The following is a 23,235-nucleotide window of genomic DNA, read 5'->3' on the forward strand; positions in this document are numbered from 1 at the left end:
CCGGGGTCAATCCCCGGGGCCATCGGCGTCCGGTCTACCGCCCGTTGAACGCGTCCTTGAGGCGCGAGAAGAGCCCCTGCTGCCCCGGCTGAAACTGCCCGGTGGGCCGCTCCTCGCCGCGGAGCTTGGCCAGTCGGCGCAGCAGCTCCTCCTGCTCGGGGTCGAGCTTGGACGGGGTCTGCACCTCGACATGGACGATGAGATCGCCACGGCCGCCGCCGCGCAGATGCGTCACCCCGCGCTGGTGCAGCGGGATCGACTGACCGGACTGGGTGCCGGGCCGGACGTCGATCTCCTCCACCCCGTCGAGCGTCTCCAGCGGACACTTCGTGCCCAGTGAGGCCGCCGTCATCGGGATGGTGACCGTGCAGTGCAGATCGTCGCCGCGCCGCTGGAAGACCGGGTGCGGCAGCTCATGGATCTCGACATAGAGATCACCGGCGGGGCCGCCGCCGGGGCCGACCTCGCCCTCGCCCGCGAGCTGGATGCGGGTGCCGTTGTCGACACCGGCCGGGATCTTGACCGTCAGGGTGCGGCGGGACCGGATCCGTCCGTCGCCGGCGCACTCGGGGCACGGCGTCGGCACGACCGTGCCGAAGCCCTGGCACTGCGGACACGGCCGGGACGTCATGACCTGGCCGAGGAAGGACCGGGTGACCTGCGAGACCTCACCGCGGCCGCGGCACATGTCACAGGTCTGCGCCGAGGTGCCCGGCGCCGCGCCCTCGCCACTGCACGTCGTACACACGACGGCGGTGTCGACCTGGATGTCCTTGGTCGTGCCGAAGGCCGCTTCGTTCAGCTCGATGTCGAGCCGGATCATGGCGTCCTGGCCACGGCGGGTGCGCGAGCGCGGTCCGCGCTGCGAGGCCGTGCCGAAGAACGCGTCCATGATGTCGGAGAAGTTGCCGAAGCCCGCACCGAAGCCGCCCGCGCCCGCGCCGCCGCCCGCCTGCGAGAGGGGGTCACCGCCCAGGTCGTAGACCTGCTTCTTCTGCGGATCCGACAGGACCTCGTAAGCGGCGTTGATCTCCTTGAACCGCTCCTGGGTCTTGGGATCCGGGTTCACGTCCGGGTGCAGCTCGCGCGCCAGCCGACGGAAGGCCTTCTTGATCTGGTCCTGCGAGGCATCGCGGCCGACACCGAGGACCGAGTAGTAATCCGTGGCCACTTACGACTCCGCGAGGATTTGTCCGACGTAACGTGCCACTGCGCGTACCGCTCCCATCGTTCCGGGGTAGTCCATGCGGGTCGGTCCGACCACGCCGAGTTTGGCGACTGCCTCGTCGCCCGAACCGTAGCCGACCGCGACGACCGATGTGGACGTCAGGCCTTCATGGGCATTCTCATGCCCGATACGTACGGTCATGCCCGAGTCCTTGGCCTCCCCGAGCAGCTTGAGCAGCACCACATGCTCCTCAAGAGCCTCCAGCACCGGCCGGATGGTCAGTGGGAAATCGTGCCCGAAGCGCGTGAGATTGGCGGTACCGCCGATCATCAGCCGCTCTTCGGTCTCCTCCACCAAAGTCTCCAGCAACACCGACAGCACTGTCGAGACCGTGCCGCGGTCGTCCTGCTCGAAGGACTCCGGGAGATCCTGCACCAACTGCGGAACATCCGCGAACCGGCGCCCCACGACCCGGCTGTTGAGCCGTGCTCGCAGATCCGCCAGGGACGTCTCACCGAACGGCGTCTGGCAGTCGATGAGCCGCTGCTCGACCCGCCCGGTGTCCGTGATGAGTACGAGCATCACCCGCGCCGGGGCCAGCGCCAGCAGCTCGACATGGCGGACCGTGGACCGCGTCAGGGACGGGTACTGCACGACCGCGACCTGCCGGGTCAGCTGCGCCAGCAGCCGGACCGTGCGGCCGACGACATCGTCGAGGTCGACGGCGCCGTCCAGGAAATTCTGGATCGCCCGCCGCTCGGGGCTGGACAGCGGCTTGACGCCGGCCAGCTTGTCGACGAAGAGGCGGTAGCCCTTGTCGGTCGGGATCCGCCCGGCGCTCGTATGCGGCTGGGCGATGAATCCCTCATCCTCCAGCGCCGCCATGTCGTTACGGATGGTGGCCGGGGAGACCCCCAGCTGATGGCGTTCGGTGAGCGCCTTGGAGCCGACCGGCTCCTCCGTTCCGACATAGTCCTGAACGATGGCGCGCAGCACCTCCAGCCTGCGTTCACTGAGCATCCCGCGCACCTCCAGTCCGGCCGTCCCGCCGTCTCGTCTCTTCCTGGCACTCACCCGGGCCGAGTGCCAGACCCGGAGCCAGTGTACGGCCGGGTAGCACGGCCACGGCAAGGGCGGCCGCGCGGAGCACTCACCCGATGACCGTGTTCGGTCGATCTGTCGGGCAACGCTATCGCGATGGAGCTAGCGTCTCGGTATGCACACTGCTTGGGAAGAGGCCGGCTGGGAAGGGCTCGGTGAAGGTGTCGCCAGGCGCCGGATGCCGGGCTGGGACGAGACGATCGGCGTGATCGCCGGTGCGACCGGCGTCATGATCGTCGATACCGGGGCGACCATCCGCGACGGCGCGGATCTGCGCCGCGCGATCCGCGGCGTGCTCGGCCGGGAAGTGACGCATGTCGCGCTCACCCATCCACACTTCGATCATGTGCTGGGCACCGCCGCCTTCGCGGGCGTCGAGGTGTTCGGCGCGGCCGGCCTCGGTGACCTGCTGCGCCGCGGCAAGGACGAGCTGCGGCACGACGCGACGCGGCACGGCGTCGACCGGGACGCCGCGGCCGAGGCCACCGACCTGCTCGTCGCCCCGCACCACCACGTACACGGCCAGCTGACCGTCGACCTCGGCGACCGGCAGGTGCTGCTCGCCAACGTCGGCCCCGGTCACACCGCCCACGATCTGGCCGTCCTGGTGCCCGGCAAGCACGGCACCCCGGAGATCGTCTTCTGCGGCGACCTGGTGGAGGAGTCCGGCGAGCCCAGCGCGGGCCCGGACGCACTGCCGCAGCAGTGGCCCGCCGCCCTGGACCGGCTGCTCGCCCTCGGCGGCGAGGACGCGGTGTACGTCCCCGGCCACGGCGCCGTGGTGGACGCCCGCTTCGTCCGCGCCCAGCGCGACGCCCTCGCCACCCGCTTCGGCGTCACCCCTTCCTGACCCCCCTCCTGCCCCCGCCCACTCCCCGGACAGACAGGCCCCCATGCACAGCAAGCGCTACAGCCCCGACCTCACTCCTGCCTGGAAGAAGCAGCGCCCCGCCCCTGAGGTACCGGCCGACCCCGATCTGGTCGTCGAGGAGGTCGGCTCGGGCTTCTGCGGCGCCGTGATCCGCTGCGAGAAGACGGCCGAGGGCCCGACGGTCACCCTGGAGGACCGCTTCGGCAAGCACCGCGTCTTCCCGATGACCCCGCGCGGCTTCCTCCTGGAGGGCAAGGTCGTCACCCTCGTACGCCCGCAGAACCGGCCGGCGTCGAGCGGCCCCGCCCGTACGGCATCCGGCTCACTCGCCGTCCCCGGCGCCCGCGCCCGGGTCGCACGCGCCGGGCGTATCTATGTGGAAGGCCGGCACGACGCCGAACTGGTCGAGCGGGTGTGGGGCGACGATCTGCGCATCGAGGGCGTCGTCGTGGAATACCTGGAGGGCATCGACGACCTCCCGGCGATCGTCCGTGGCTTCTCCCCCGGCCCGGATGCCCGCCTCGGCGTCCTGGTCGACCATCTCGTGCCCGGCTCGAAGGAGTCCCGTATCGCCGCCGAGGTGACCGGTGATCATGCGCTGGTCGTCGGCCACCCGTACATCGACGTGTGGGAGGCGGTGAAGCCGTCCTCGGTCGGGATTGCGGCGTGGCCGACCGTTCCGCACGGCCAGGACTGGAAGACGGGGGTGTGCCGGGCGCTGGGCTGGCCGGAGAACACGGGCGCGGCCTGGCAGCGGATCCTGTCGTGCGTGCGGTCCTACAAGGACCTGGAGCCGGCGTTGCTGGGGAGGGTGGAGGAGTTGATCGACTTTGTTACGGCCGGCGGTGCGGCCTGACGCCCTTGAGGGTTCCGAACTCGGTGGTGTCCAGATCAATCCCGAGCAGCTCCAGCGGCACCGGGTCGCCGAATTTGGTGATCCGCTGCACTGCGTAGTCGGCCTCCTGGCCGCTACCGAACGGCTCGGTGAGCAGAACGCACTGTGCCATGACGGGGTCGATGATCAAATACGCGGGCACCTTACCTGCGGCGTAGATGCTGCGCTTGAGCCCGTAGTCGCGGTCGACGCTGGTCTTGGAGACGACCTCGACGAGCATGGTGACCACTCCGGACGGCATGAGCCGCCCGGACTCCGGTGCGGTATCACGCTCCAGGACCACGAGGTCGGGCTGGGGCTCGCTGATCTCGCTCAGAACGTCGATGTCCTGCGTCTGAAGCCTGTGCCACTTCTGACGCGGAATCTGGTCGCAGACCTCCTCGACGATCAGGTTATGGACCAGATCCGGCCCCGCCATCATCACGATTTCCCCCCGGAGGAGCTCAATCTTGATGCCCTCAGGAACCTCAAGGTTCTCGAAGAGCTCCGTCATCCGGCGTTCATCCACAGCGGTCATCTCCATGGCCTCCGTTTCCTGTCGCCGTGTATACGGCACAGGCTAGGAACAGCCTAGGCAGGGGCGCAGGGCCTTCGCATGGGTTCACTCGTTCGAGGTCAGTCCACCAAATTCCGCACCACCGCATCCGCCAGCAACCGCCCCCGCAACGTGAGCACGGCCCGCCCCTCCTCGTACGGCCCCGGATCCAGCAGCCCGTCCGCGAGCGCCCGCGCCGCGGCCCGCGCCCCCGCCGGGGCCAGCAGGTCCAGCGGGCAGCCCTCCGACAGCCGCAGCTCCAGCAGGATCCGTTCGACGCGGCGGTCCTCGTCCGCCAGGAGCTCACGGCCGGCGCCCGGGGAGCGGCCTTCGGTGAGGGCCTGGGCGTAGGCGCCGGGGTGCTTGACGTTCCACCAGCGGACGCCGCCCACGTGGCTGTGGGCGCCGGGGCCCGCGCCCCACCAGTCGGCGCCGGTCCAGTACAGCTCGTTGTGGCGGCAGCGGGCGGCCTCGGTAGTGGCCCAGTTGGAGACCTCGTACCAGGTGAAACCGGCCGCGGCGAGCCGTTCGTCGGCGATGAGATAGCGGTCGGCGTGCACATCGTCGTCGGTCATCGGGACCTCGCCGCGGCGGATCCGGCGGGCGAGCTGGGTGCCCTCCTCGACGATCAGGGCGTAGGCGGAGATGTGGTCGGGCCCGGCGCCGAGGGCGGCGTCGAGGGACGCCCGCCAGTCGTCGTCGCTCTCGCCTGGCGTGCCGTAGATCAGATCGAGGTTGACGTGGTCGAAGCCGGCCGCGCGGGCCTCGGCGACGCAGGCCTCGGGGCGGCCCGGGGTGTGCGTACGGTCGAGGATCTTGAGGACGTGCTGCCGGGCGCTCTGCATGCCGAAGGAGACCCGGTTGAAGCCGCCCGCTCGCAGCTCGGAGAGGTAGCGGGGGTCGACGGACTCGGGGTTGGCCTCGGTGGTGATCTCGGCGCCGGACGCGAGGCCGAATTCCTCGCGGATGGCGGCCAGCATGCGGCCGAGGTCGGCGGCGGGCAGCAGGGTCGGGGTGCCGCCGCCGACGAAGACCGTCTCGACCGGGCGCGGGTCGTCGCCCAGCACCTTGCGGGCCAGCCGGATCTCCGCCACGACGGTGTCGGCGTAGTTGTCACGGGAGGCCAGGGCGCCGCCGGAGCCGCGCAGCTCGCTCGCGGTGTAGGTGTTGAAGTCGCAGTAGCCGCAGCGGGTCGCGCAGTACGGCACATGCAGATAGAAGCCGAGGGGCCGCCCGGCCGCCCCCGCCAGCGCATGACCGGGCAGCGCCCCGTCCTCGGGCATCGGCTCACCATCAGGCAGTGCGGAAGGCATGGGAACCATTGTCCGTCATGGGAGACGGTTCCGGTCCCGGGCGCCGATACGCCCTACGCCACCCCGTCCCCCGCCGCCTGGAGGACCAGCAGCGCCAGGTCGTCGTCGGGCGGGGTCGGGTCGAAGGCGTGGACGGTGTGGCGGATGTGGTCGGCGAGGGCGGTGGCGCTCAGGCCGACACCGGCGGCGAGGGCCGTGGCCAGACCGTCCTCGTCGTCGAAGAGCCGCAGCCCCGACCGGCGCTCGGTCACCCCGTCCGTCACACACAGCAGGGTCTCCCCCGGGCAGAGGTCAAACGATTCGCTGACGTACGCCGCGTCCTCGACCACCCCCAGCAGCATCTGCGGCGCCGCGACGACCCGGACCGCGCCGTCCGCGCCCAGTACGAGCGGCAGGGGGTGGCCCGCGCTGGCGAGGGTGCAGCGGGCGCCGCCCAAGCCGTCGGGATGGGGGACGATCTCGCCGTAGAGCAGGGACAGGAAACGGGCCTGTTCACCCTCCTCGCGGATCTCCACCGGCGCCTCCGCCCCGGCGCCGGCCGCCGCCACCGCGGCCGCGACCGCCGCGACGGAGTCCGCGGCCTCCCGGGCCATGGTCTTGTTGAGCCGGTCGAGCACCGCCGCGACACCGAAGCCGTCGCGGGCCAGCAGCCGCAGCACCGGCCGGGCCAGCCCGGTCACCGCGGCCGCCTCCGGGCCGCTGCCGCAGACATCGCCGAGCGCGAAGCACCAGCGGCCGTCGCCGGCGTCGAAGAGGTCCCAGAAGTCGCCGCCCGCCCAGGCGCCCTCGCGCGGTTCGTAGACCACCGCCGATTCCACGCCGGGCACCTGCGCCCGGCCGGGGGGCAGCAGCCGGCGCTGCAGGACCTGGCTGATGCGCTCCTGGCGGCTGTACGCGCGGGCGGTGGCCACGGCGCGGGCGACCCGCCGGCACAGGTCCTCGATCAACCCGACCACCTCGTCGGGGAAGCGCAGCAGGCCGCCCCGGCCGAGCAGCAGCGTGCCGAGCCGGCGGCCGCCGGCGACCAGGGGACAGGCCAGGGCCGCGCCCGGGGGCTCGTAGCCGCTCGGTTCCTGCGACCAGGGCCAGGGAGCCGCGGTGGGTGCGCTGCCGGACGGGAGGCCGCCCGGGAGTTCGGGCGGCTGTTTCTCCAGTGCGGTACGCAGTGAGTCGATCCGGCCCTCGCAGGTGTGCCAGACGCGGGCGAGCCGCTGTTCCTCGCCGGCCTGTGCGATGCCCCGGCCGGGGGCGCCGCCGTCGCCGTCGTAGAGCCACACCGCACACCAGTCGGCGAGCCGCGGCACGATCAACTGGGCGGCGAGCGAAGCGACTTGATCGGCGTCGAGCTGGCCGGAGAGCAGGTCGGAGGCCTCGGCGAGGAAGGAGAGGGCGCCATTGTCGACCCGGTCGGCGTCGCATTCCTGCCGGGCGGCCCGGCGCGGCGCCGGGGCGAGGAGTTCGGCGGCCCGCAGTCCGCGCTGCAGCAGCCGGTCGTCGAAGGCGAGCTCCGGCTCCGGCCGTCCGCCGCCGCCCGGGGCCTCCACGGGCAGCCGGAACCACACGGTCTTCATGGCCCGGCGGTAGGTGATGCCCCAGGATTCCGCGACCGCGCTGATCAGCTGCAGTCCGTGGCCGCTGCCTTCGGCCGCGGCACTCTCGTCGCGGGCGCGGATCGGCTGCGTGGGGTGGCGGTCGGAGACCTCGATGACGACGCCGGCTTCGGGGCACGTCCCCGGCGCGGTTTCCACCTCCGGGCAGAACATCGCGTGCGGCTCCTGCTCCGCCGCCGGGTCCAGCCGGCAGTGCAGCTCGACGGTGGTGCCCGCGTGCACCACCGCGTTCGTCACCAGCTCGCTGACCAGTAGTACCGCTTCGTCGGCGAGCCGGTCGGTGAGGCCCTCCGCGCCGGGCAGCCTACGGTCGGCCCAGCAGGCGAACGCGGCCCGGACGAACCGCCGGGCGGCGGCAGCGGCCTGCGGGTCCCCGGGCAGACTGGCCCGCAGGGCGCGGGCGGCGGGCCCGGGGGCAGGCCCGGCGGCGGGTCCACCGCGGGACCCTCCCGTCAACGTCGTGCGCGTCGCCGTGACGTTGTCGTCCCGTTGAGACGAAGTGGTCGTCCTCATTGAGCAACTCCCGAGCAGCTCCGCTACAGCGCCGGATGCGCCACCGACAGAGTGACAGAACGAGCGCAGTCATAAGCAGTGAGTCACGGAAGTGTGTGGTCACAGCGGGCAATTCGACTGACGCACCGCGGGAGTTGGCCGACGCGCGGAGGATGAGCCCGGTGAACCTGTAGGGACAACTTCAGCGGCAGCCGCGGCTCGCACAGCAGCCGTGACCGCCCGTACGGGAGCAGCGCCGCGGTACGGACCGGACCGGTCCGCACCGCGGGTGCCGTGGCGCGCCTATGCCTCGCGCGCTCCCGCGTACATCTCCTCCAGCAGATCCTTGAACGCCCGCTCCACCACCGGCCGCTTGATCTTGAGGCTGGGGGTCACCTCGCCGTGCTCGATGTCCAGGTCACGCGGGAGCAGCCGGAACTTGCGGATCTGCTGCCAGCGCTGCAGCCCTTCGTTGACCCGCTCGACATAGCCGTCGATCAGCTCACGGGTCCGGTCGGTGGCGACGACCTCGGCGTAGGTCTTGCCCTCCAGGCCGTGCTCCTTCGCCCAGCCCATGATCGTCGGCTCGTCGAGGGCGATCAGCGCGGTACAGAAGTTCCGGTTGGCGCCGTGCACCAGCACATTGGAGACGAACGGACAGACCGCCTTGAACTGGCCCTCCACCTCGGCCGGCGCGATGTACTTCCCGCCCGAGGTCTTGATCAGGTCCTTCTTGCGGTCGGTGATCCGCAGATAGCCGTCCGGGGACAGCTCACCGATGTCGCCGGTGTGGAACCAGCCGTCCTCCTCCAGGACTTCGGCGGTCTTGTCCGGCAGGCCGTGGTAGCCCTGCATGATGCCGGGGCCGCGCAGCAGGATCTCGCCGTCCTCGGCGATCCGGACCTCGGTGCCGGGCAGCGGCTTGCCGACCGTTCCGGTCCGGTAGGCCTCGCCGGGGTTGACGAAGCTGGCGGCGCTGGACTCCGTCAGGCCGTAGCCCTCCAGGATGTGGATGCCGGCGCCGGAGAAGAAGTAGCCGATCTCCGGCGAGAGCGCGGCCGAGCCGGAGACGGCGGCGCGCAGCCGGCCGCCGAACGCGTCCCGCAGCTTGGCGTAGACGAGGGCGTCGGCGACCTTGTGCTTGGCGCCGAGCGCGAAGGGCACCGAGGCGTTGCCGGTGCGCCGGAAGTTGTCCTGCGAGACCTTGGCGTACTCGCGGGCCACCTCGGCCGCCCACTGGAAGATCTTGTACTTGGCCCCGCCGCCCTGCCGGGCCTTGGCCGCGACGCCGTTGTAGACCTTCTCGAAGATCCGCGGTACGGCCGCCATGTACGTGGGGCGGACGACCGGCAGATTCTCGATGATCTTGTCGACCCGGCCGTCGACCGCGATGACCTGGCCGGTGGCGATCTGCCCCGCGGTGAGCACCTTGCCGAAGACATGCGCCAGCGGGAGCCACAGATACTGCACATCGTCCTCGGTGACCAGCCCGGTCGCCTGGATCGCGCGGGCCATGTACGCCCAGCAGTCGTGCGGCAGCCGTACGCCCTTGGGGCGGCCGGTGGTGCCGGAGGTGTAGATCAGCGTCGCCAGCTGGTCGGCGCGCAGCGCGGCGACCCGCTCCTTGACGCACTCCGGGTGCTTCTCCAGATGGGCGGTGCCGCGCTTCTCCAGCTCGGCGAGGGTGAGCACAAAGCCCTCGGGGTCGTCCGCCGCGGGCTCGACGTCCGCCTCGTCGATCACGACGACATGCGCCAGTTCGGGCAGCTCCGCGCGCCGCTCACGCGCCTTGGCGAGCTGACCGGCGTCCTCCGCGATCAGCACCCGGCTGCCGGAGTCCGCCAGGATGTACGCGGTCTCCTCGGCGTTGGTGCTGGGGTAGACCGTGGTGGTGGCGGCGCCGGAGCACAGCACACCGAGGTCGGCCAGGATCCATTCGACGCGGGTGTTGGCGGCCAGCGCCACCCGCTCCTCGGGCCGTACGCCGAGCGCGATGAGCCCGGCGGCCACGGCGTAGACCCGGTCCGCGGCCTGGGCCCAGCTGATCGACTTCCAGTCGTCCGGCCCCTGGCCCGAGGAAGACGGGACCGGATAGCGGTAGGCCTCGATATCGGGCGTGGCCGCGACCCGCTCCAGGAAGAGGTTTGCCACCGAAGGCGGCCGGCTTTCGATCAGCGTGTGGATGTCCGTCACGGCGTCCTCCGGGGCCCGCTTCGTTGCTGGTGACTCGCGAGTAACCTTGAGCAGTGATCAGACTAGAGCGCGTTGCGCCGACGCGTAAGGGGCTACGGCCGACTGGTTCACGATGTGACCAGTGCGATAGGTGTACGTAGCACGCGCAACGCCCGATAGCGAGCCGCGCCGATCACCCCACACCAGACCACACGGGTCGGCGCGGACCGGGGCATCGCGGAGCGCCACGCTCCGCTTTCATTCCGATGCGTGCGCGCGCCGCCGCGCCACGCTCCGGGCAAGCGACAGGGCGCCGGCCCCCTGGGGGGACCGGCGCCCTGTCGGCTCACCGCTCGGCGTACTGCCTCTTACGGCTTCTTACTTCTTCTTACGGCTTCTTACTTCTTCGCCTTCGCGTCACCGTCGGAGTCCGAGGACAGCACCGCGATGAAGGCATCCTGCGGGACCTCCACGCTGCCGACCATCTTCATCCGCTTCTTGCCTTCCTTCTGCTTCTCCAGCAGCTTCCGCTTACGGGAGATGTCACCGCCGTAGCACTTGGCGAGGACGTCCTTGCGGATGGCGCGGACCGTCTCACGGGCGATGACCCGGCTGCCGATGGCGGCCTGGATCGGCACCTCGAAGCTCTGCCGCGGGATCAGCTCACGCAGCTTGGCGACCAGCCGCACGCCGTACGCGTACGCCTTGTCCTTGTGCGTGATGGCGGAGAACGCGTCGACCTTGTCCCCGTGCAGCAGGATGTCGACCTTGACCAGGTCGGCGGCCTGCTCGCCGGTGGGCTCGTAGTCCAGCGAGGCGTAGCCACGGGTCTTGGACTTGAGCTGGTCGAAGAAGTCGAAGACGACCTCGGCGAGCGGGAGGGTGTAGCGGATCTCGACCCGGTCCTCGGAGAGGTAGTCCATGCCGAGCAGGTTGCCGCGGCGGTTCTGACACAGCTCCATGATCGCGCCGATGAACTCGCTGGGCGCCAGGATCGTGGCCCGTACGACCGGCTCGTGCACCTTGTCGATCTTGCCCGTCGGGAACTCGCTCGGGTTGGTAACCTCGTGCTCGGCGCCGTCCTCCATCTCCACGCGGTAGACCACGTTCGGAGCGGTGGCGATCAGATCGAGGCCGAACTCGCGCTCCAGACGCTCGCGGATGACCTCCAGGTGCAGCAGACCCAGGAAGCCGACGCGGAAGCCGAAGCCCAGGGCCGCGGAGGTCTCCGGTTCGTAGACCAGCGCGGCGTCGTTGAGCTGCAGCTTGTCCAGGGCGTCACGCAGCTCCGGGTAGTCCGAGCCGTCCAGCGGGTACAGGCCCGAGAACACCATCGGCTTGGGGTCCTTGTAGCCGCCCAGCGGCACCTCGGCACCCTTGCTGAGCTGGGTGATCGTGTCACCGACCTTGGACTGCCGGACGTCCTTCACACCGGTGATGAGGTAGCCCACCTCGCCGACGGACAGCCCGTCCGCCGACTTCATCTCGGGCGAATTCGTACCGATCTCCAGCAGCTCGTGCGCCGCACCCGTGGACATCATCTTGATGCGCTCACGCTTGCTGAGCGTGCCGTCGACGACCTTCACGTACGTGACGACACCGCGGTAGGCGTCGTAGACCGAGTCGAAGATCATCGCGCGGGCGGGGGCGTCCTTGACGCCGACCGGGGCCGGCACCTCGCGGACGACCTTGTCCAGCAGCTCGGGCACGCCGACGCCGGTCTTGGCGGAGACCTTCAGCACGTCCTCGGGCTCGCAGCCGACGAGATTGGCCAGCTCTGCGGCGAACTTCTCGGGCTGCGCGGCCGGCAGGTCGATCTTGTTGAGGACGGGGATGATCGTGAGGTCGTTCTCCATCGCCAGGTAGAGGTTGGCGAGGGTCTGGGCCTCGATGCCCTGAGCGGCGTCGACGAGGAGGATGCAGCCCTCGCACGCGGCGAGCGAGCGGGAGACCTCGTAGGTGAAGTCGACGTGGCCCGGGGTGTCGATCATGTTGAGGATGTGGGTCGTGCCACTTGCCTCTTCGCCCTCGGAAGGGGCCCAGGGCAGCCGGACCGCCTGGGACTTGATCGTGATGCCGCGCTCGCGCTCGATGTCCATGCGGTCGAGATACTGCGCGCGCATCTGCCGCTGGTCGACGACACCGGTGAGCTGGAGCATCCGGTCGGCGAGCGTCGACTTGCCGTGGTCGATGTGCGCGATGATGCAGAAGTTACGGAGGAGGGCCGGATCGGTACGGCTCGGCTCCGGCACGTTCGTAGGGGTCGCGGGCACGCAGGGTCCATTCAGTGAACGCGGGTAGGCGGGACTCGGGTATGTGACGTCTCCCCCCATGGTCCCATGAGCGAGGGGCCTGGTCCGGTTTGGGCGGGGTGGGAGGGCTTCGGGCGGGGAGTGGGGAGCTTCGGGCGGCCGGTTTGGGGCGGCATAGAGCCTGCTGGTAGCCTGGTCCACTGCGCTTCGTGCCCTCTTTGGTGCGCGGCGCAACTCGAAACTCCAACGAACCTGAAAAGGCTCTTTCGTGGCGAACATCAAGTCCCAGATGAAGCGGATCAAGACCAACGAGAAGGCTCGTCAGCGCAACAAGGCTGTCAAGTCCGCTCTGAAGACCTCGATCCGTCGTACCCGTGAGGCCGTGGAGGCCGGTGACCTGCAGAAGGCCACCGTCGCCCAGGCCGAGGCGGCCAAGAAGCTCGACAAGGCCGTCAGCAAGGGTGTCATCCACAAGAACGCCGCCGCCAACAAGAAGTCGGCGCTGGCGAAGAAGGTCGCGGCCCTCAAGGCCTGAACCTTCCCCTCCAGATGAAGATCGTCGTCCCGTTTGGGGCCTGATCTTCATCCCACCGCAATAGCTGCGGTATCTGTGCACACAGCGCAGTAACTATTAGCTCTGCCGCCAGGGACCCAGCGGCCCCTCTCTCCGCTCCCTGACCGGTGCACCATCGCGCCGCACACGGCCTGCGTTCGCCACGCGGGTGCGGCGCACCCGGCTCACCCGGCGGTCACCGCCGACGAAGCCACAATCGCTTGATACGAAGGCCCCGCCTCGCCCCTTCCCCAGGGGCGGCGGGGTCTTTTGTTGCTGGTGGGGTCTTTTGTTGCTGGTGGGGGCCTTTTCCTGGCGGGTCTATTGGCGCTGGCGCGGTCGTTTGTTGCTGGCCCGGTCGTTTGTTGCTGCACGGTCGTTTGTTACTGGCGGGCCCATTGTTCCAGCGGGGTCTTTTGTCGCTGGCGCGGTCGTTTGTTACTGGGGTGGCGCCTGACAGAGCCAACGCCCGTCACTACCGCGCCGAAGCCGACCGCCCTTGCCGCGCAGGCCCGGGTTCACATTCGCCGGTGTCCGCTACGCTGCGGCCATGTCCATCTCGGGGGACCAGAACAATCCCTACCAGCCGCAGCCCAATCCCTACGGCCAGGTGCCCGCACCGCAGAATCCGGTGCCCGCGCAGCAGAACCCGTACGCGCAGCAGCCCCCGCCGCAGGCACCGGGCGGCGGCTACGGCTATCCGGCACCCGGCGTGCCCGCCCCACCCGTAGGGCCGCCCGGCGCAGCCGGTGGTACGGGCCGGGGCTTGTCCGGCTGGCTCTGGGCGATCGGCGGCGCGGTCGCCGCCTCCGCGATCTGGGGCTCCGTATTGTTCGCCACCGGCGGCTTCTCCTCCGAGCCCAGCCCCGATCTCGCGGGCTACGGCTACACCAGCGATCTGTGCGCGGACACCTCGTTGACCCCCTTCGAGAACGCCCACTACAAGACCAAGGCGAGCACCGGCACAGCCTCGAAGGACGCCAACCCACAACACAGCGGCGCCCAGCAGAACTCGCTGGACACCATGTGGTGCAACGTCACACTGGAGCAGGAGAACGCGAGCAGCTCGGACTACTCCTCGAACTGGCTCTACAACACCGCCACGCTGCACAAGAAGACCGACCCGGCAGCGGAGTTCGCCGACGGCTACCGCTCGTACGAGAAGCAGGACGCCTCGGTCGGCTACAAGGTCGAGTCCGTACCGGGCATCGGCGACGAGGCCTACCTGGTCACCCGGAACGACCAGGGCAGCAGTAGCACCGGCTCGTACGTGATCCTCGGCGTCCGGGACGGCTGGATGACGTATCAGTCCACGTGGTCGAGCTACGCGTCGAGCAGCAGCGCCGGCAAGCAGCCGACCTCCGCCGAGGTGGCCACGATGCTGAAGACCAGCGCCACAGAGACACTCAAGCGGCTACAGCGCTCGCGGTAGCGGGGGGCGGGTGTGACGGCCGGCCCCACCAAGATCACCGCGACCGAGCCGCCCGGGCAATGGCGACAACCGCCTTCTCCAGGGCGTACCCCGGATCGTCCCCGCCGCCCTTCACTCCCGCATCGGCCGCCGCCACCGCACGCAGTGCCGTCGCCACGCCGTCCGCCGACCAGCCGCGCATCTGCTGGCGTACCCGGTCGATCTTCCAGGGCGGCATGCCGAGGTCGCGGGCGAGGTCGCCGGGGCGGGCGCCGCGCGGGGCGGAAGCCAGTTTGCCGATGGCGCGGACGCCCTGGGCAAGAGCGCTGGTGATCATGACGGGGGCGACGCCGGTCGCGATCGCCCACCGCAGCGCCTCCAGCGCCTCGGCGGCCCGCCCCTCGACCGCACGGTCCGCAACGGTGAAGCTCGATGCCTCGGCCCGGCCCGTGTAGTAGCGCGCGACGATGGCCTCGTCGATCGTTCCCTCGACATCGGCCGCCAGCTGCGAACAGGCCGACGCCAGCTCACGCAGATCGCTGCCGATCGCATCGACCAGCGACTGACAGGCTTCGGGCGTCGCCGAACGCCCGACCGCACGGAACTCGCCCCGCACAAACGCCAGCCGGTCGGCCGGCTTGGTCATCTTCGGGCAGGCCACTTCCCGCGCCCCGGCCTTACGGGCAGCGTCCAGCAGGCCCTTCCCCTTGGCGCCACCCGCATGCATCAGCACCAGCGTGATCTCCTCGGCGGGCGAGCCGAGATACGCCTTGACGTCCTTGATGGTGTCCGCGGACAGATCCTGGGCCGCCCGCACCACCACAACCTTGCGCTCGGCGAAGAGCGAGGGGCTGGTCAGCTCGGCCAGGGTGCCGGGCTGGAGCTGATCGGGGGTGAGGTCGCGCACATCGGTGTCCGCGTCGGCCGCGCGGGCAGCCGCCACCACCTGCTGCATCGCACGATCCAGCAGCAGGTCTTCCTGGCCCACCGCGATCGTCACGGGGGCAAGCGGGTCGTCGTTAGCTGTCTTCCTGGCCATCGCGACCCAGCATCCCACGCCCCACTGACAACGCCGCCCGGCCCACTCCCCCGGCCATTCCCCTCACAGCTCTCCGGCCGGCTCTCCTGACCGGCTCTCCCGGCCGCTCCCCGGCCGCTCCCTGGCCGCTCCCCGGCCGCTCCCCGGCCGCTCTCCGGCCCAGAGTTCACCCCTCCCCGCCCGACAGCATCCCCATCCCCTACCGGACAATGGTCAGGTGAATGATGCTGCTGCCCCCCACCGACGAGACGCACGGCAGGCACCGCCCGAACGACAGCTCCGCCCGGTACGACACGTACTGGTCCTGCCCGACCGCGACGCGGCGGAAGAGGTGGCCGAGGCCCTGACCGAACGCTTCGGTGTCTCCGAGGAACCCCAACTCGTACGGGACGCCCTGGCCGGTGAGGACGACGCCGAGGACGCGCAGTGGCTGGTAGTGGTCGAGGACCCGGATGCCACCCATGACCCGGCGCTGCTGGACGGTCTGGCCGCGGAGTACGAGGGCTGGCGCGAGGCCGACTAGACACCGGCCGCAGGCCACAGGTCCACGGGCCACAAGCCCATCGAACACGGACCGCAGACCACAGACCACAGACCGCAGGCCGGGGGCGGGTGGCGGGGATCAGGGATCGGGGATCGGGGATCGGGAGCCGAGGCGCTACGGCTGGGTGCCCGCCCCACGCGCCCGGGCATCCGCGCCGGCGGCCGCCACCTCGGGCTCCCGCTCCAGCGCAATCCCGAAGTGCTCCCGGTAGGCGGCGAGGACCTCGCCCTCACCCACCTGACGCTCATCACGCGCCCCGTCGGCCCCGGTGATCACCAGCGTACGGCCGGAGAGCGTGATCCGGCCGGTCTCCGTCAGCCGTGAGCACACCAGGGACTGTGTGAAGTGCGACGTGGGCGAGGTCCGGTTCCACCAGCAGCCGACCTCGAACTCCGCGAACGCACGGGGACGTTGCTCAAGACGGTACTGCGGGACACCGCCCCTCAGAACATCAAGATCACCTTCCGCCGTCTCCACGATCTGGAACACACCGCCCGGATCGGTCTGCTCGGCACGGCTGTCCAACCGCAGCGGAAAGTGGCTGTTCCTGCCGAACCCGACGTCCGCCAGCCACGGCCCGCTCGGCGTATGAACCCGCAGCGCAAGGTGGTCGTACGGAATGCCGAGCCCGTCGGGGCCGAACACGCGGGCGGACAGCATCTCGACCTCATAGCCGAGGGCGCCCAGCAGCAGGGCGAAAGCACCGTTGAGCTCATAACAGAACCCGCCGCGCCGGGCACCGACGATCTTGTCCAGCAACGGCTGCTCCGCGAGCACGATCTCCTCACCGAGGTGGATGGAGAGGTTCTCGAAGGGGACGCTGCGCAGATGACTCAGGTGCAGCGCACGCAGCCCGTCGGCATCGGGAGAGCTGGGGCGGGCGGCGCCCATACGGTCGAGGTAGGCGTTGACGGCAGCGGTTTCCATCAGGTGGGTGTCCTCTCCGAAGCGAACCAGCGGCGGGTGCGTTCCGCCGCGGATGCCGGTGTGCCGGCGATGACGTCGGCAATGGTCTGTGCGGCCAGCTCACGGCGCCAGGCCAGCTCGGCCTTGCGCATCGCCGTGGAGATTCCGCAGGGCCGGCCGAACTCCCTGCCGGACGCCTCGGCCCCGGCCCCCTGCCGACGGATCTCGGTGCAACGAAAGGCATCGTCGGTGCCCTCGATCGCAGCGACCACATCCATGAGGGTGATCCGCTCCGGCGGCCGCGCCAACCGGAAGCCGCCCCGCGCCCCGGGCGTCGAGGTGAGGATCCCGGCCCGGACCAGCGCTTGCAGCCGCTTGTTCAAGTAGGGCGCCGGCAACTCGAACGAAGCCGCCAGCCGAGCGGTGGACACCGGCCCTTCCCCATCGAGCCAGGCCAACGTCACACAACAGTGCAGGCCCCACTCGACGCCTTCACTCATCCTCATAATCTGGAGTCTACAGATCCTGGTTCCTCCACCCCACCCATTTCGCCGGGCCTATGTCGTTCGCCTGGCCTGTCCCGTTCACAGACCTCTCTGGTCCGCCTGACCTGCCTGGCCCGCCCGACCGCTATCGCTCACTCGGTTTATTCGGGCCATAAGGCGACTGGGAGGCGGAGACCGGCCCAGGACCACGCCGAAGGCGCCGCCAGCCGGCCGACGAGCGGTAGGGGGCGAGATTCGGCTGACGAGGCCGGAAGACGAGTGATGAACCTCTGGTGACGGGCTGTCGAAGGGCTCTCGGGGCGGGGTGGGCGTCCTTAAAGTGCTGGCATCCTGCTGTCCGTTCACCTGTGCGAGGTTGCCGTGGCTCTGCCGGACACCGAGACGATCCTGACCGCGGCCGGGCTCGTGGCGACGGCTGTCGTCTGGGCCGTTGAGCGGTTTCTGCCGGGCCGTAAGCGGATCGGCTACCGCGTGCAGATGGACACGGCGATCGGGATGAATCCCCAAGACGCCCACAGTCTGGTGCAGTTGCGGCTGCTGCGGCAGGACCAGGAGATCAGCGATGCGACGCTGGCTCTGTTGCGGTTCGAGAACGACGGTGGCAAGGACATCGTCCGGCAGGACTATCAGGAGCCGCTGACGGTCGAGTTCGTCGGCCGTACGGTCATCGGTGTCGAGGTGCCGGACGCCAATCCGACGGACCTGGTGGGCATGCTGACCCGTAACGGCGGCGGGCTGCGGCACGACGGGGGACGACTGTTCATCCCCAAAGTGCCGCTGAACAAGCGGAATCACTTCAAGCTGCTGGTGCTCCTGTCGGGCCCTGGAACCGGCTCCGGCCCCGAGGGCGGACGCACCGACAGCGCGGCCGGATCGGTGACCGTGGGCGGGTTCATCAGCGGCGGGCGGATCCGGCGCAACGCCCAGCGTTGGGGGCCGCGCAAGCTCAGCCTCGCGCTGGGTGGCACCTTCATCGTTCTGCTGGGGCTGCTCGGCGGGCTGCTGCTCAGCGGCCGGGTGATGCCGGTACCCAGTGAATGCGCCGCCGGGCGGCTGACCATCGACGGATCCACGGCGTTCGCCCCGCCGATGCGGGAGATCGCCCGGCAGTACCGGGCCCGGTGCGCGGGCGCCGAGATCACCGTCTTGGGGAGCGGGAGCCTGTCCGGCCTGGGCAATCTCAACCGGGAGGGCAAACCGGCGACCGCCGAGGGCCCCGGCTTCATCGCCGTATCGGATGTTCCGGCGCCCTCTCTCTACCGGCGGCTGGAGGGCGACCGGGTCGGCGTCATCGTGCTCAGTGTCGTGGCCAACGAGAAGGCCGGCATCGACGACCTCACCTCCGAGGAGATCCGCAAGATCTACGACGGGACGTACACCAACTGGAAGCAGCTGCACGGCAACGACCTGCCGATCCGCCTCGTCAGCCGGGACGCCGCATCGGGCACCCGCCGGGCGTTCGAGACGTCCGTGCTGCACCGCTCGGAGCCGGGCGTCGTATCGTCGTACGACTGCGGCGACAAGGACCGCGACGAACAGGCACGCCTGACGCGCTGCGAAGTGAACAGCACCAAGAGCCTGCTGGACGCGGTGGACCGGGTGCCGGGGGCGATCGGTTACGCCGAGCTCTATGCGGCGGCGCAACGGCAGCACGTCGTCAGCGTCCGGCTGAACGGGCACGAGCCGGACATCGAATGGGGTCAGCAACGCGATTACCCCTTCTGGACGGTGGAGTACCTCTATACGTACGGGCGGCCCGAAGACGGCTCACTGACCGCGAAGTTCCTGGCGTTCATGGACTCCGACACGGCGAAGAACATCATGCGGATGTACAAGCACGTGCCGTGTGCCGACCGGCAGAGCCTGCCGGGCGCCGTCTGCCGGCCGTGAGGCGGCGAGGCGGAGGCCGGCGGGGAGGGGGGACTCCGGAGCGGCGGCCACCGGCCCGGTGAGACCCGCGTCTTCGGCCGCTGAGCAGGCGGGCTTCGGCCCGGCGACCGCCGGTGACCGTCGCGGACAGCCTGGCCGGGGTGCCCAGGACCGCGATGGACCCGTCGGTGTCCGTGCGCAGCACCCGGGCGCCCTGGGCGCGCAGCGCCTCGATGGTGCGCGGCGCCGGATGGCCGTACGGGTTGTCGGCACCGCAGGAGATCAGCGCCAGACGCGGTGCCAGCCGGCGTATCAACGGCGGGTCCTGGTAGGCGGATCCATGGTGCGCCACCTTGAGGACATCGACGGCGGCCAGCTCCGGGTGAGCGGCCAACAACGCTTGCTGGGCGGGTGGTTCGAGGTCTCCGAGCAGGAGGAGGGTCAGCCCGCCCGTACGGACGAGCAGGGTGACGCTGGCGTCGTTGGGGCCGTCAGGGCCAGGTAGGGCGGGCGGAGCGGGCGGCCAGAGGACTTCCCAGGTGAGGGGGCCCAGGTGGCGCCGCTCCCCCGGTGCGGCGCGGACGAGCGGAATCCGTGCGGCCGCGGCCGTGTTGTGTACGAACTGCGCCTGTCCCGCCGGGTCCTGAAGTGTCGTGGTCTCGATCGCACCGACCGTACGGCCGCGGAGCGCGCCGGGGAGCCCGTCCACGTGATCGGCATGGAAGTGGGTGAGCACGAGGAGCGGGATACGGCGGATTCCCAGGTCGGTGAGGCAGCGGTCGATGGCGCGGGGCTCGGGGCCGGTGTCCACCACCAGCGCCGTACCGTCGCCGGCTGCCAGCACCAGGCCGTCGCCCTGCCCCACGTCGCAGACCACCGCCCGCCAGCCGGGCGGCGGCCAGCCGGTGAGGACACGGGTGAAAGGGGCCGGGCGGCAGACCGCCAGGATCACCGCCAGCGCGCAGAGCGCACACAGCCAAGGGCGACGCAGCACTCTGCGGCCAACCGTCACCAGCGCCACGGTGGCGGTCGCCAGCACCAGCCCGCCCGCCCAGCCGCCGGGCCAGCCGAACTCCGCTCCCGGTAGCGCCGCTCCCGTACGGGCGACGCCGGCGATCCACTCGGTGGGCCAGCCCGCGCACCACGCCAGCGCCCGGGCGACCGGCAGCGCGAGCGGGGCGGCGGCGAGGGCCGCGAAACCGAGGACCGTCGCGGGGGCCACGGCCAGTTCGGCCAGCAGATTGCAGGGCACGGCCACCAGGCCCACCCGGGCCGCGAGGACGGCGACGACGGGTGCACAGACCGCCTGGGCGGCGGCCGCGGCGGCGATCACCTCGGCGAGGCGGGGCGGCACCCGGCGCCGCTGGAGGGCCGCGCTCCAGCGCGGCGCGAGCAGCAGCAGCGCGCCGGTGGCCAGGACGGAGAGCAGAAAGCCGTAACTGCGAGCGAGCCAGGGGTCGTAGAGGACCAGCAGCAGGACCGCGGCGGCGAGCGCGGGGAGCAGCGTGCGGCGGCGGCCGGTGCCGATCGCGAGCAGGGTGATCAGTCCGCAGGCTGCGGCTCGCAGCACGCTCGGGTCCGGGCGGCACACGACGACGAAGGCGAGGGCGAGCGCGCCGCCGATGACGGCGGTACCGCGCAGCGACAGCCTCAGGCGCGGCGCCAGCCCGCGACGCTCGGCGCGCGTCGCGAGATGACGCGGGCCGATCAGCAGGGCGAGCACGATCGTCAGGTTGGAGCCGGACACGGCGAGCAGATGCGTCAGATCGGTGGCGCGGAAGGCGTCGTCCAGGTCGGGTGGCACACGGGAGGTGTCGCCGACGACGAGACCGGGCAGCAGCGCGCGGGCGTCGGGAGGGAGCCCATCGGTGGCCTCCCGGAGACCCGTACGCAGGTTTCCCGCCAGCCGCTGAAGGGTGGACGGCGCAGCGACCTTGTCCGGCGGCGCATCGTCGGTGACCCGCAGGACGGCGGCAACGTGATCCGTCGGCGAGAGCGGTGGCGCGGCGCGGGCCACGAGGCGAATACGGGTGGATGGCAGCAGCCCGCGCCATGCTGCCATCGGATCGTTGCTCGCCTGGGCGCGGTGGGCCGAACCCGACTCGGGTGGGGTGACGGCTGGGTTTTGCGGGGGTGCCATCGGGGGCGAGGGGGCGACGGCTGGGCCTTGCGGAGCGGTCACCAGGGACGGTGGGGCGACGGCTGATCCTTGCCGGGCGGTCACGGTGTGTGGTGGGGCGGCGGGCCGGTTGTGCGAGGCGTCGGTCGCGGTCAGCGATGTGACAGCAGTGGTGCGTGAGGCGGCTCCCGGGATCTGTGGGGGCGCGCCACGGCGCTCCGACCGGTCGCGTCCGCCGCCCTCGCCGCCCCCACCACGCTGCTGTACGACGACCAGAACGGGGGTACGCACGGCGGTCACCGCACCGTCCGGCGCCATGACGCGGATGGCCTCGGCGGTGAACACCATTGCCGGGGGCGTCCGTTGGGAGCCGCGCACCTTGGGCCGGGTCAGCCGCGGATCGCCGGTCACCTCCAGCTCTGCCGTGACCCGCGCGTAGGTGCGGGCCGATGCCGGCAGCGGCCCGCGCCGTACATCTGCCGCATGCAGCGCCGCGGACCCGGCCCCCGCCGCAGCACAGAGCAGCACCGCGGCCAGGGCGACGAACGCTCCCGCGGACCACCGTCGCGGAGGTCGGGGACGGAGCAGTTCCGCTCCCCCGGCCTGGCCGGTGTCAGGCCGCGGCTCGACACCCGGTGGTTCACCATCCGGTACCTCGACACCCGGTACCTCGACGCCGGGCGGTTCATCGGCCCCCGGCGCTCGCTCCGCACTGCGACGGGCTACGGCCACCCGTACCGCGAGTGCCGCGAGCACCACGGCCACGCCGCAGGTCACCGCCACTCCGCCACCGGGAGCGCCCAGGCAGATCGCCGCAGCTGCCCAGGCCGCCAGTGCGGGCGCGACCAGCCGCAGATCGGCCGGGCCGTCCTGGCGAGGGTCCGAGGCGCCGTGCGACGACGACGCCGTGGCGTGCACCGTGGCGCGAGGGCCGGTCATGGCTCCACCAGGGTGCGCAGATCGGCGAAGCGGCGATCACCGATGCCGGTCACCTGGCGGAGCTGTTCCACCGAGGTGAACCCGCCGTGCTGGGTACGGAATTCGATGATGTGGCGCGCCAGGACGGGCCCCACTCCGGGGAGGGCGTCGAGCTGCTGCTCCGTCGCCGTACTGAGGCTCACCGGCCCGCTCGGCCCGCCTCCGGCACCCGGTGAACCACTGCCCGCCGTGCCACCCTCCACATCACCGGAACCAGCACCGCCCCCGGTCCCGGCACCCTCCGCGCCGACCACGATCTGTTCGCCATCGGTCAGCAGGCGCGCCCGGTTCAGCCCACGAGTGCTCGCGCCGCGCAGCACACCGCCCGCGGCCCGCAGTGCGTCGAACACCCGCGACCCCGGCGGCATCCGGTGGATTCCGGGGTTCCGGACCTTGCCCGCGACATCGACGACCAGCTGTCGCCCCGCGCCGCCCGGCGGACCACTCGCCATCGCCGTGGAGGACGAGGACGAGGACGATGACGGCAGCGACGGCGACCGCGGGTCGGGTCCGGAACCGGGGCCGGGCGCCGATACGGACCGTTCGGCGGCCGGAGCACGTACCGGCTCGGGGCGCCCGGCCCAGAAATGCTGGACGGCGAACCCCACGGCCACCACGAGCACCAACACCAGAGCGGCGAGCGCCTTCGGGTCGGTGCCGCACCGTAACTGCACCCATAGCGGCAGCCGTTCGCGCACCGCGAGCCACGCCCGCTCCCCACGGCGCGGGCCCGGTGGATCGTGCCCAGGGGGTGGCGGCCCGTCCCCTGCGGTCGCCGCCGCGCCGCCGAAGATCGCCGCGACCCGGGCCCGTACGCGCTCGCGCTCCCACTCCCGTCGCTCCACCGCACCGGACGGAGCCGTCAGGCCGAGTGGCCCCGATGGACCCGATGGACCCGATG

18 protein-coding genes are annotated in these 23,235 nt (G+C 71.0%); 6 read left to right on the plus strand and 12 right to left on the minus strand.

Translation table 11 applies throughout. From position 1 onward, the window contains the following. Nucleotides 1-34: 34 nt before the first annotated feature. Nucleotides 35-1,171: a molecular chaperone DnaJ gene (dnaJ, locus tag KI385_RS16050; protein WP_238572897.1), complete on the minus strand. Its 1,137-nt coding sequence runs from the start codon at nt 1,169-1,171 to the stop codon at nt 35-37. Beyond that, nucleotides 1,172-2,188, minus strand: coding sequence for a heat-inducible transcriptional repressor HrcA (gene hrcA / locus KI385_RS16055; protein WP_128506046.1), 1,017 nt, complete (start codon nt 2,186-2,188; stop codon nt 1,172-1,174). It lies immediately after the preceding gene. 196 nt (nt 2,189-2,384) lie between these two features. On the opposite strand from hrcA, the gene KI385_RS16060 reads away from it, so the two are divergent. Both KI385_RS16060 and KI385_RS16065 read left to right on the plus strand, forming a co-directional pair. Continuing rightward, nucleotides 2,385-3,119, plus strand: coding sequence for an MBL fold metallo-hydrolase (locus KI385_RS16060; RefSeq protein WP_238572898.1), 735 nt, complete (start codon nt 2,385-2,387; stop codon nt 3,117-3,119). Between the two features lie 43 nt (nt 3,120-3,162). After that, a complete protein-coding gene (locus KI385_RS16065) occupies nt 3,163-3,996 on the plus strand; it encodes a DUF3097 domain-containing protein (RefSeq protein WP_238572899.1) in 834 nt (277 codons plus the stop codon). Here the strand turns inward: KI385_RS16065 and KI385_RS16070 are convergent. The 5 genes from KI385_RS16070 to lepA all read right to left on the minus strand — a co-directional run bounded on the left by KI385_RS16070 (nt 3,974) and on the right by lepA (nt 12,430). After that, nucleotides 3,974-4,552 (minus strand): Uma2 family endonuclease, encoded by a 579-nt coding sequence (locus KI385_RS16070; protein ID WP_238572900.1) that lies wholly within the window; start codon nt 4,550-4,552, stop codon nt 3,974-3,976. The two genes, KI385_RS16065 and KI385_RS16070, sit on opposite strands and share 23 nt — an antisense overlap. Nucleotides 4,553-4,650: 98 nt before the next feature. Continuing rightward, nucleotides 4,651-5,883 carry a radical SAM family heme chaperone HemW gene (gene hemW, locus KI385_RS16075; RefSeq protein WP_238572901.1) on the minus strand — a complete coding sequence of 411 codons (1,233 nt, stop codon included), beginning with the start codon at nt 5,881-5,883 and terminating at the stop codon, nt 4,651-4,653. Between the two features lie 53 nt (nt 5,884-5,936). Continuing rightward, a complete protein-coding gene (locus KI385_RS16080) occupies nt 5,937-8,006 on the minus strand; it encodes an ATP-binding SpoIIE family protein phosphatase (RefSeq protein WP_238572902.1) in 2,070 nt (689 codons plus the stop codon). A 282-nt stretch (nt 8,007-8,288) separates the two neighbouring features. Further along, nucleotides 8,289-10,178 carry an AMP-dependent synthetase/ligase gene (locus KI385_RS16085; RefSeq protein ID WP_238572903.1) on the minus strand — a complete coding sequence of 630 codons (1,890 nt, stop codon included), beginning with the start codon at nt 10,176-10,178 and terminating at the stop codon, nt 8,289-8,291. Nucleotides 10,179-10,555: 377 nt separating this feature from the next. After that, the gene (gene lepA, locus KI385_RS16090; RefSeq protein WP_238572904.1) at nt 10,556-12,430 is read right to left on the minus strand and encodes a translation elongation factor 4; all 1,875 of its coding nucleotides are present in this window, start codon (nt 12,428-12,430) and stop codon (nt 10,556-10,558) included. A 247-nt stretch (nt 12,431-12,677) separates the two neighbouring features. Between lepA and rpsT the strand changes: the two genes are divergently transcribed. Further along, a complete protein-coding gene (gene rpsT / locus KI385_RS16095; RefSeq protein WP_128506029.1) occupies nt 12,678-12,944 on the plus strand; it encodes a 30S ribosomal protein S20 in 267 nt (88 codons plus the stop codon). Nucleotides 12,945-13,512: 568 nt separating this feature from the next. Then, nucleotides 13,513-14,394, plus strand: a complete 882-nt coding sequence (locus KI385_RS16100; RefSeq protein WP_238572905.1) for a hypothetical protein — start codon at nt 13,513-13,515, stop codon at nt 14,392-14,394. 34 nt (nt 14,395-14,428) lie between these two features. On the opposite strand, the gene holA is transcribed toward KI385_RS16100, so the two are convergent. Beyond that, nucleotides 14,429-15,412 carry a DNA polymerase III subunit delta gene (gene holA, locus KI385_RS16105; RefSeq protein ID WP_128506026.1) on the minus strand — a complete coding sequence of 328 codons (984 nt, stop codon included), beginning with the start codon at nt 15,410-15,412 and terminating at the stop codon, nt 14,429-14,431. A gap of 298 nt (nt 15,413-15,710) precedes the next feature. On the opposite strand from holA, the gene KI385_RS16110 reads away from it, so the two are divergent. Next, nucleotides 15,711-15,935: a hypothetical protein gene (locus KI385_RS16110; protein WP_238577710.1), complete on the plus strand. Its 225-nt coding sequence runs from the start codon at nt 15,711-15,713 to the stop codon at nt 15,933-15,935. 135 nt (nt 15,936-16,070) lie between these two features. Here KI385_RS16110 and KI385_RS16115 read toward each other — a convergent pair whose 3' ends face one another. Together KI385_RS16115 and KI385_RS16120 are read right to left on the minus strand one after the other, a co-directional pair. Then, on the minus strand, nt 16,071-16,883 hold the full coding sequence (locus KI385_RS16115; RefSeq protein ID WP_238572906.1) for an arylamine N-acetyltransferase family protein: 813 nt from the start codon (nt 16,881-16,883) through the stop codon (nt 16,071-16,073). Beyond that, nucleotides 16,883-17,368 (minus strand): RrF2 family transcriptional regulator, encoded by a 486-nt coding sequence (locus KI385_RS16120; protein WP_238572907.1) that lies wholly within the window; start codon nt 17,366-17,368, stop codon nt 16,883-16,885. Before KI385_RS16120 ends, KI385_RS16115 begins: the two co-directional genes overlap by 1 nt. A gap of 360 nt (nt 17,369-17,728) precedes the next feature. On the opposite strand from KI385_RS16120, the gene KI385_RS16125 reads away from it, so the two are divergent. Continuing rightward, on the plus strand, nt 17,729-19,258 hold the full coding sequence (locus KI385_RS16125; protein ID WP_238572908.1) for a substrate-binding domain-containing protein: 1,530 nt from the start codon (nt 17,729-17,731) through the stop codon (nt 19,256-19,258). Here the strand turns inward: KI385_RS16125 and KI385_RS16130 are convergent. Together KI385_RS16130 and KI385_RS16135 are read right to left on the minus strand one after the other, a co-directional pair. Beyond that, on the minus strand, nt 19,188-22,295 hold the full coding sequence (locus KI385_RS16130; protein ID WP_238572909.1) for a ComEC/Rec2 family competence protein: 3,108 nt from the start codon (nt 22,293-22,295) through the stop codon (nt 19,188-19,190). The two genes, KI385_RS16125 and KI385_RS16130, sit on opposite strands and share 71 nt — an antisense overlap. Further along, on the minus strand, nt 22,292-23,179 hold the full coding sequence (locus KI385_RS16135) for a ComEA family DNA-binding protein (RefSeq protein ID WP_342593456.1): 888 nt from the start codon (nt 23,177-23,179) through the stop codon (nt 22,292-22,294). The genes KI385_RS16130 and KI385_RS16135 overlap by 4 nt, the downstream gene beginning before the upstream one ends. Nucleotides 23,180-23,235: the final 56 nt, after the last annotated feature.

Origin of the sequence: Streptomyces inhibens (assembly GCF_022221585.1) — a bacterium.
Lineage (GTDB): Bacteria > Actinomycetota > Actinomycetes > Streptomycetales > Streptomycetaceae > Streptomyces > Streptomyces inhibens.

What these genes read in the sequence shown, in the direction of transcription:
- hrcA (WP_128506046.1), bottom strand. Translation starts at nt 2,188, where the DNA reads ATGCTCAGTGAACGCAGGCTGGAGGTGCTGCGCGCCATCGTTCAGGAC.
- KI385_RS16060 (WP_238572898.1), top strand. Translation starts at nt 2,385, where the DNA reads ATGCACACTGCTTGGGAAGAGGCCGGCTGGGAAGGGCTCGGTGAAGGT.
- KI385_RS16065 (WP_238572899.1), top strand. Translation starts at nt 3,163, where the DNA reads ATGCACAGCAAGCGCTACAGCCCCGACCTCACTCCTGCCTGGAAGAAG.
- KI385_RS16070 (WP_238572900.1), bottom strand. Translation starts at nt 4,552, where the DNA reads ATGACCGCTGTGGATGAACGCCGGATGACGGAGCTCTTCGAGAACCTT.
- hemW (WP_238572901.1), bottom strand. Translation starts at nt 5,883, where the DNA reads ATGCCTTCCGCACTGCCTGATGGTGAGCCGATGCCCGAGGACGGGGCG.
- KI385_RS16080 (WP_238572902.1), bottom strand. Translation starts at nt 8,006, where the DNA reads ATGAGGACGACCACTTCGTCTCAACGGGACGACAACGTCACGGCGACG.
- KI385_RS16100 (WP_238572905.1), top strand. Translation starts at nt 13,513, where the DNA reads ATGTCCATCTCGGGGGACCAGAACAATCCCTACCAGCCGCAGCCCAAT.
- holA (WP_128506026.1), bottom strand. Translation starts at nt 15,412, where the DNA reads ATGGCCAGGAAGACAGCTAACGACGACCCGCTTGCCCCCGTGACGATC.
- KI385_RS16115 (WP_238572906.1), bottom strand. Translation starts at nt 16,883, where the DNA reads ATGGAAACCGCTGCCGTCAACGCCTACCTCGACCGTATGGGCGCCGCC.
- KI385_RS16120 (WP_238572907.1), bottom strand. Translation starts at nt 17,368, where the DNA reads ATGAGGATGAGTGAAGGCGTCGAGTGGGGCCTGCACTGTTGTGTGACG.
- KI385_RS16130 (WP_238572909.1), bottom strand. Translation starts at nt 22,295, where the DNA reads ATGACCGGCCCTCGCGCCACGGTGCACGCCACGGCGTCGTCGTCGCAC.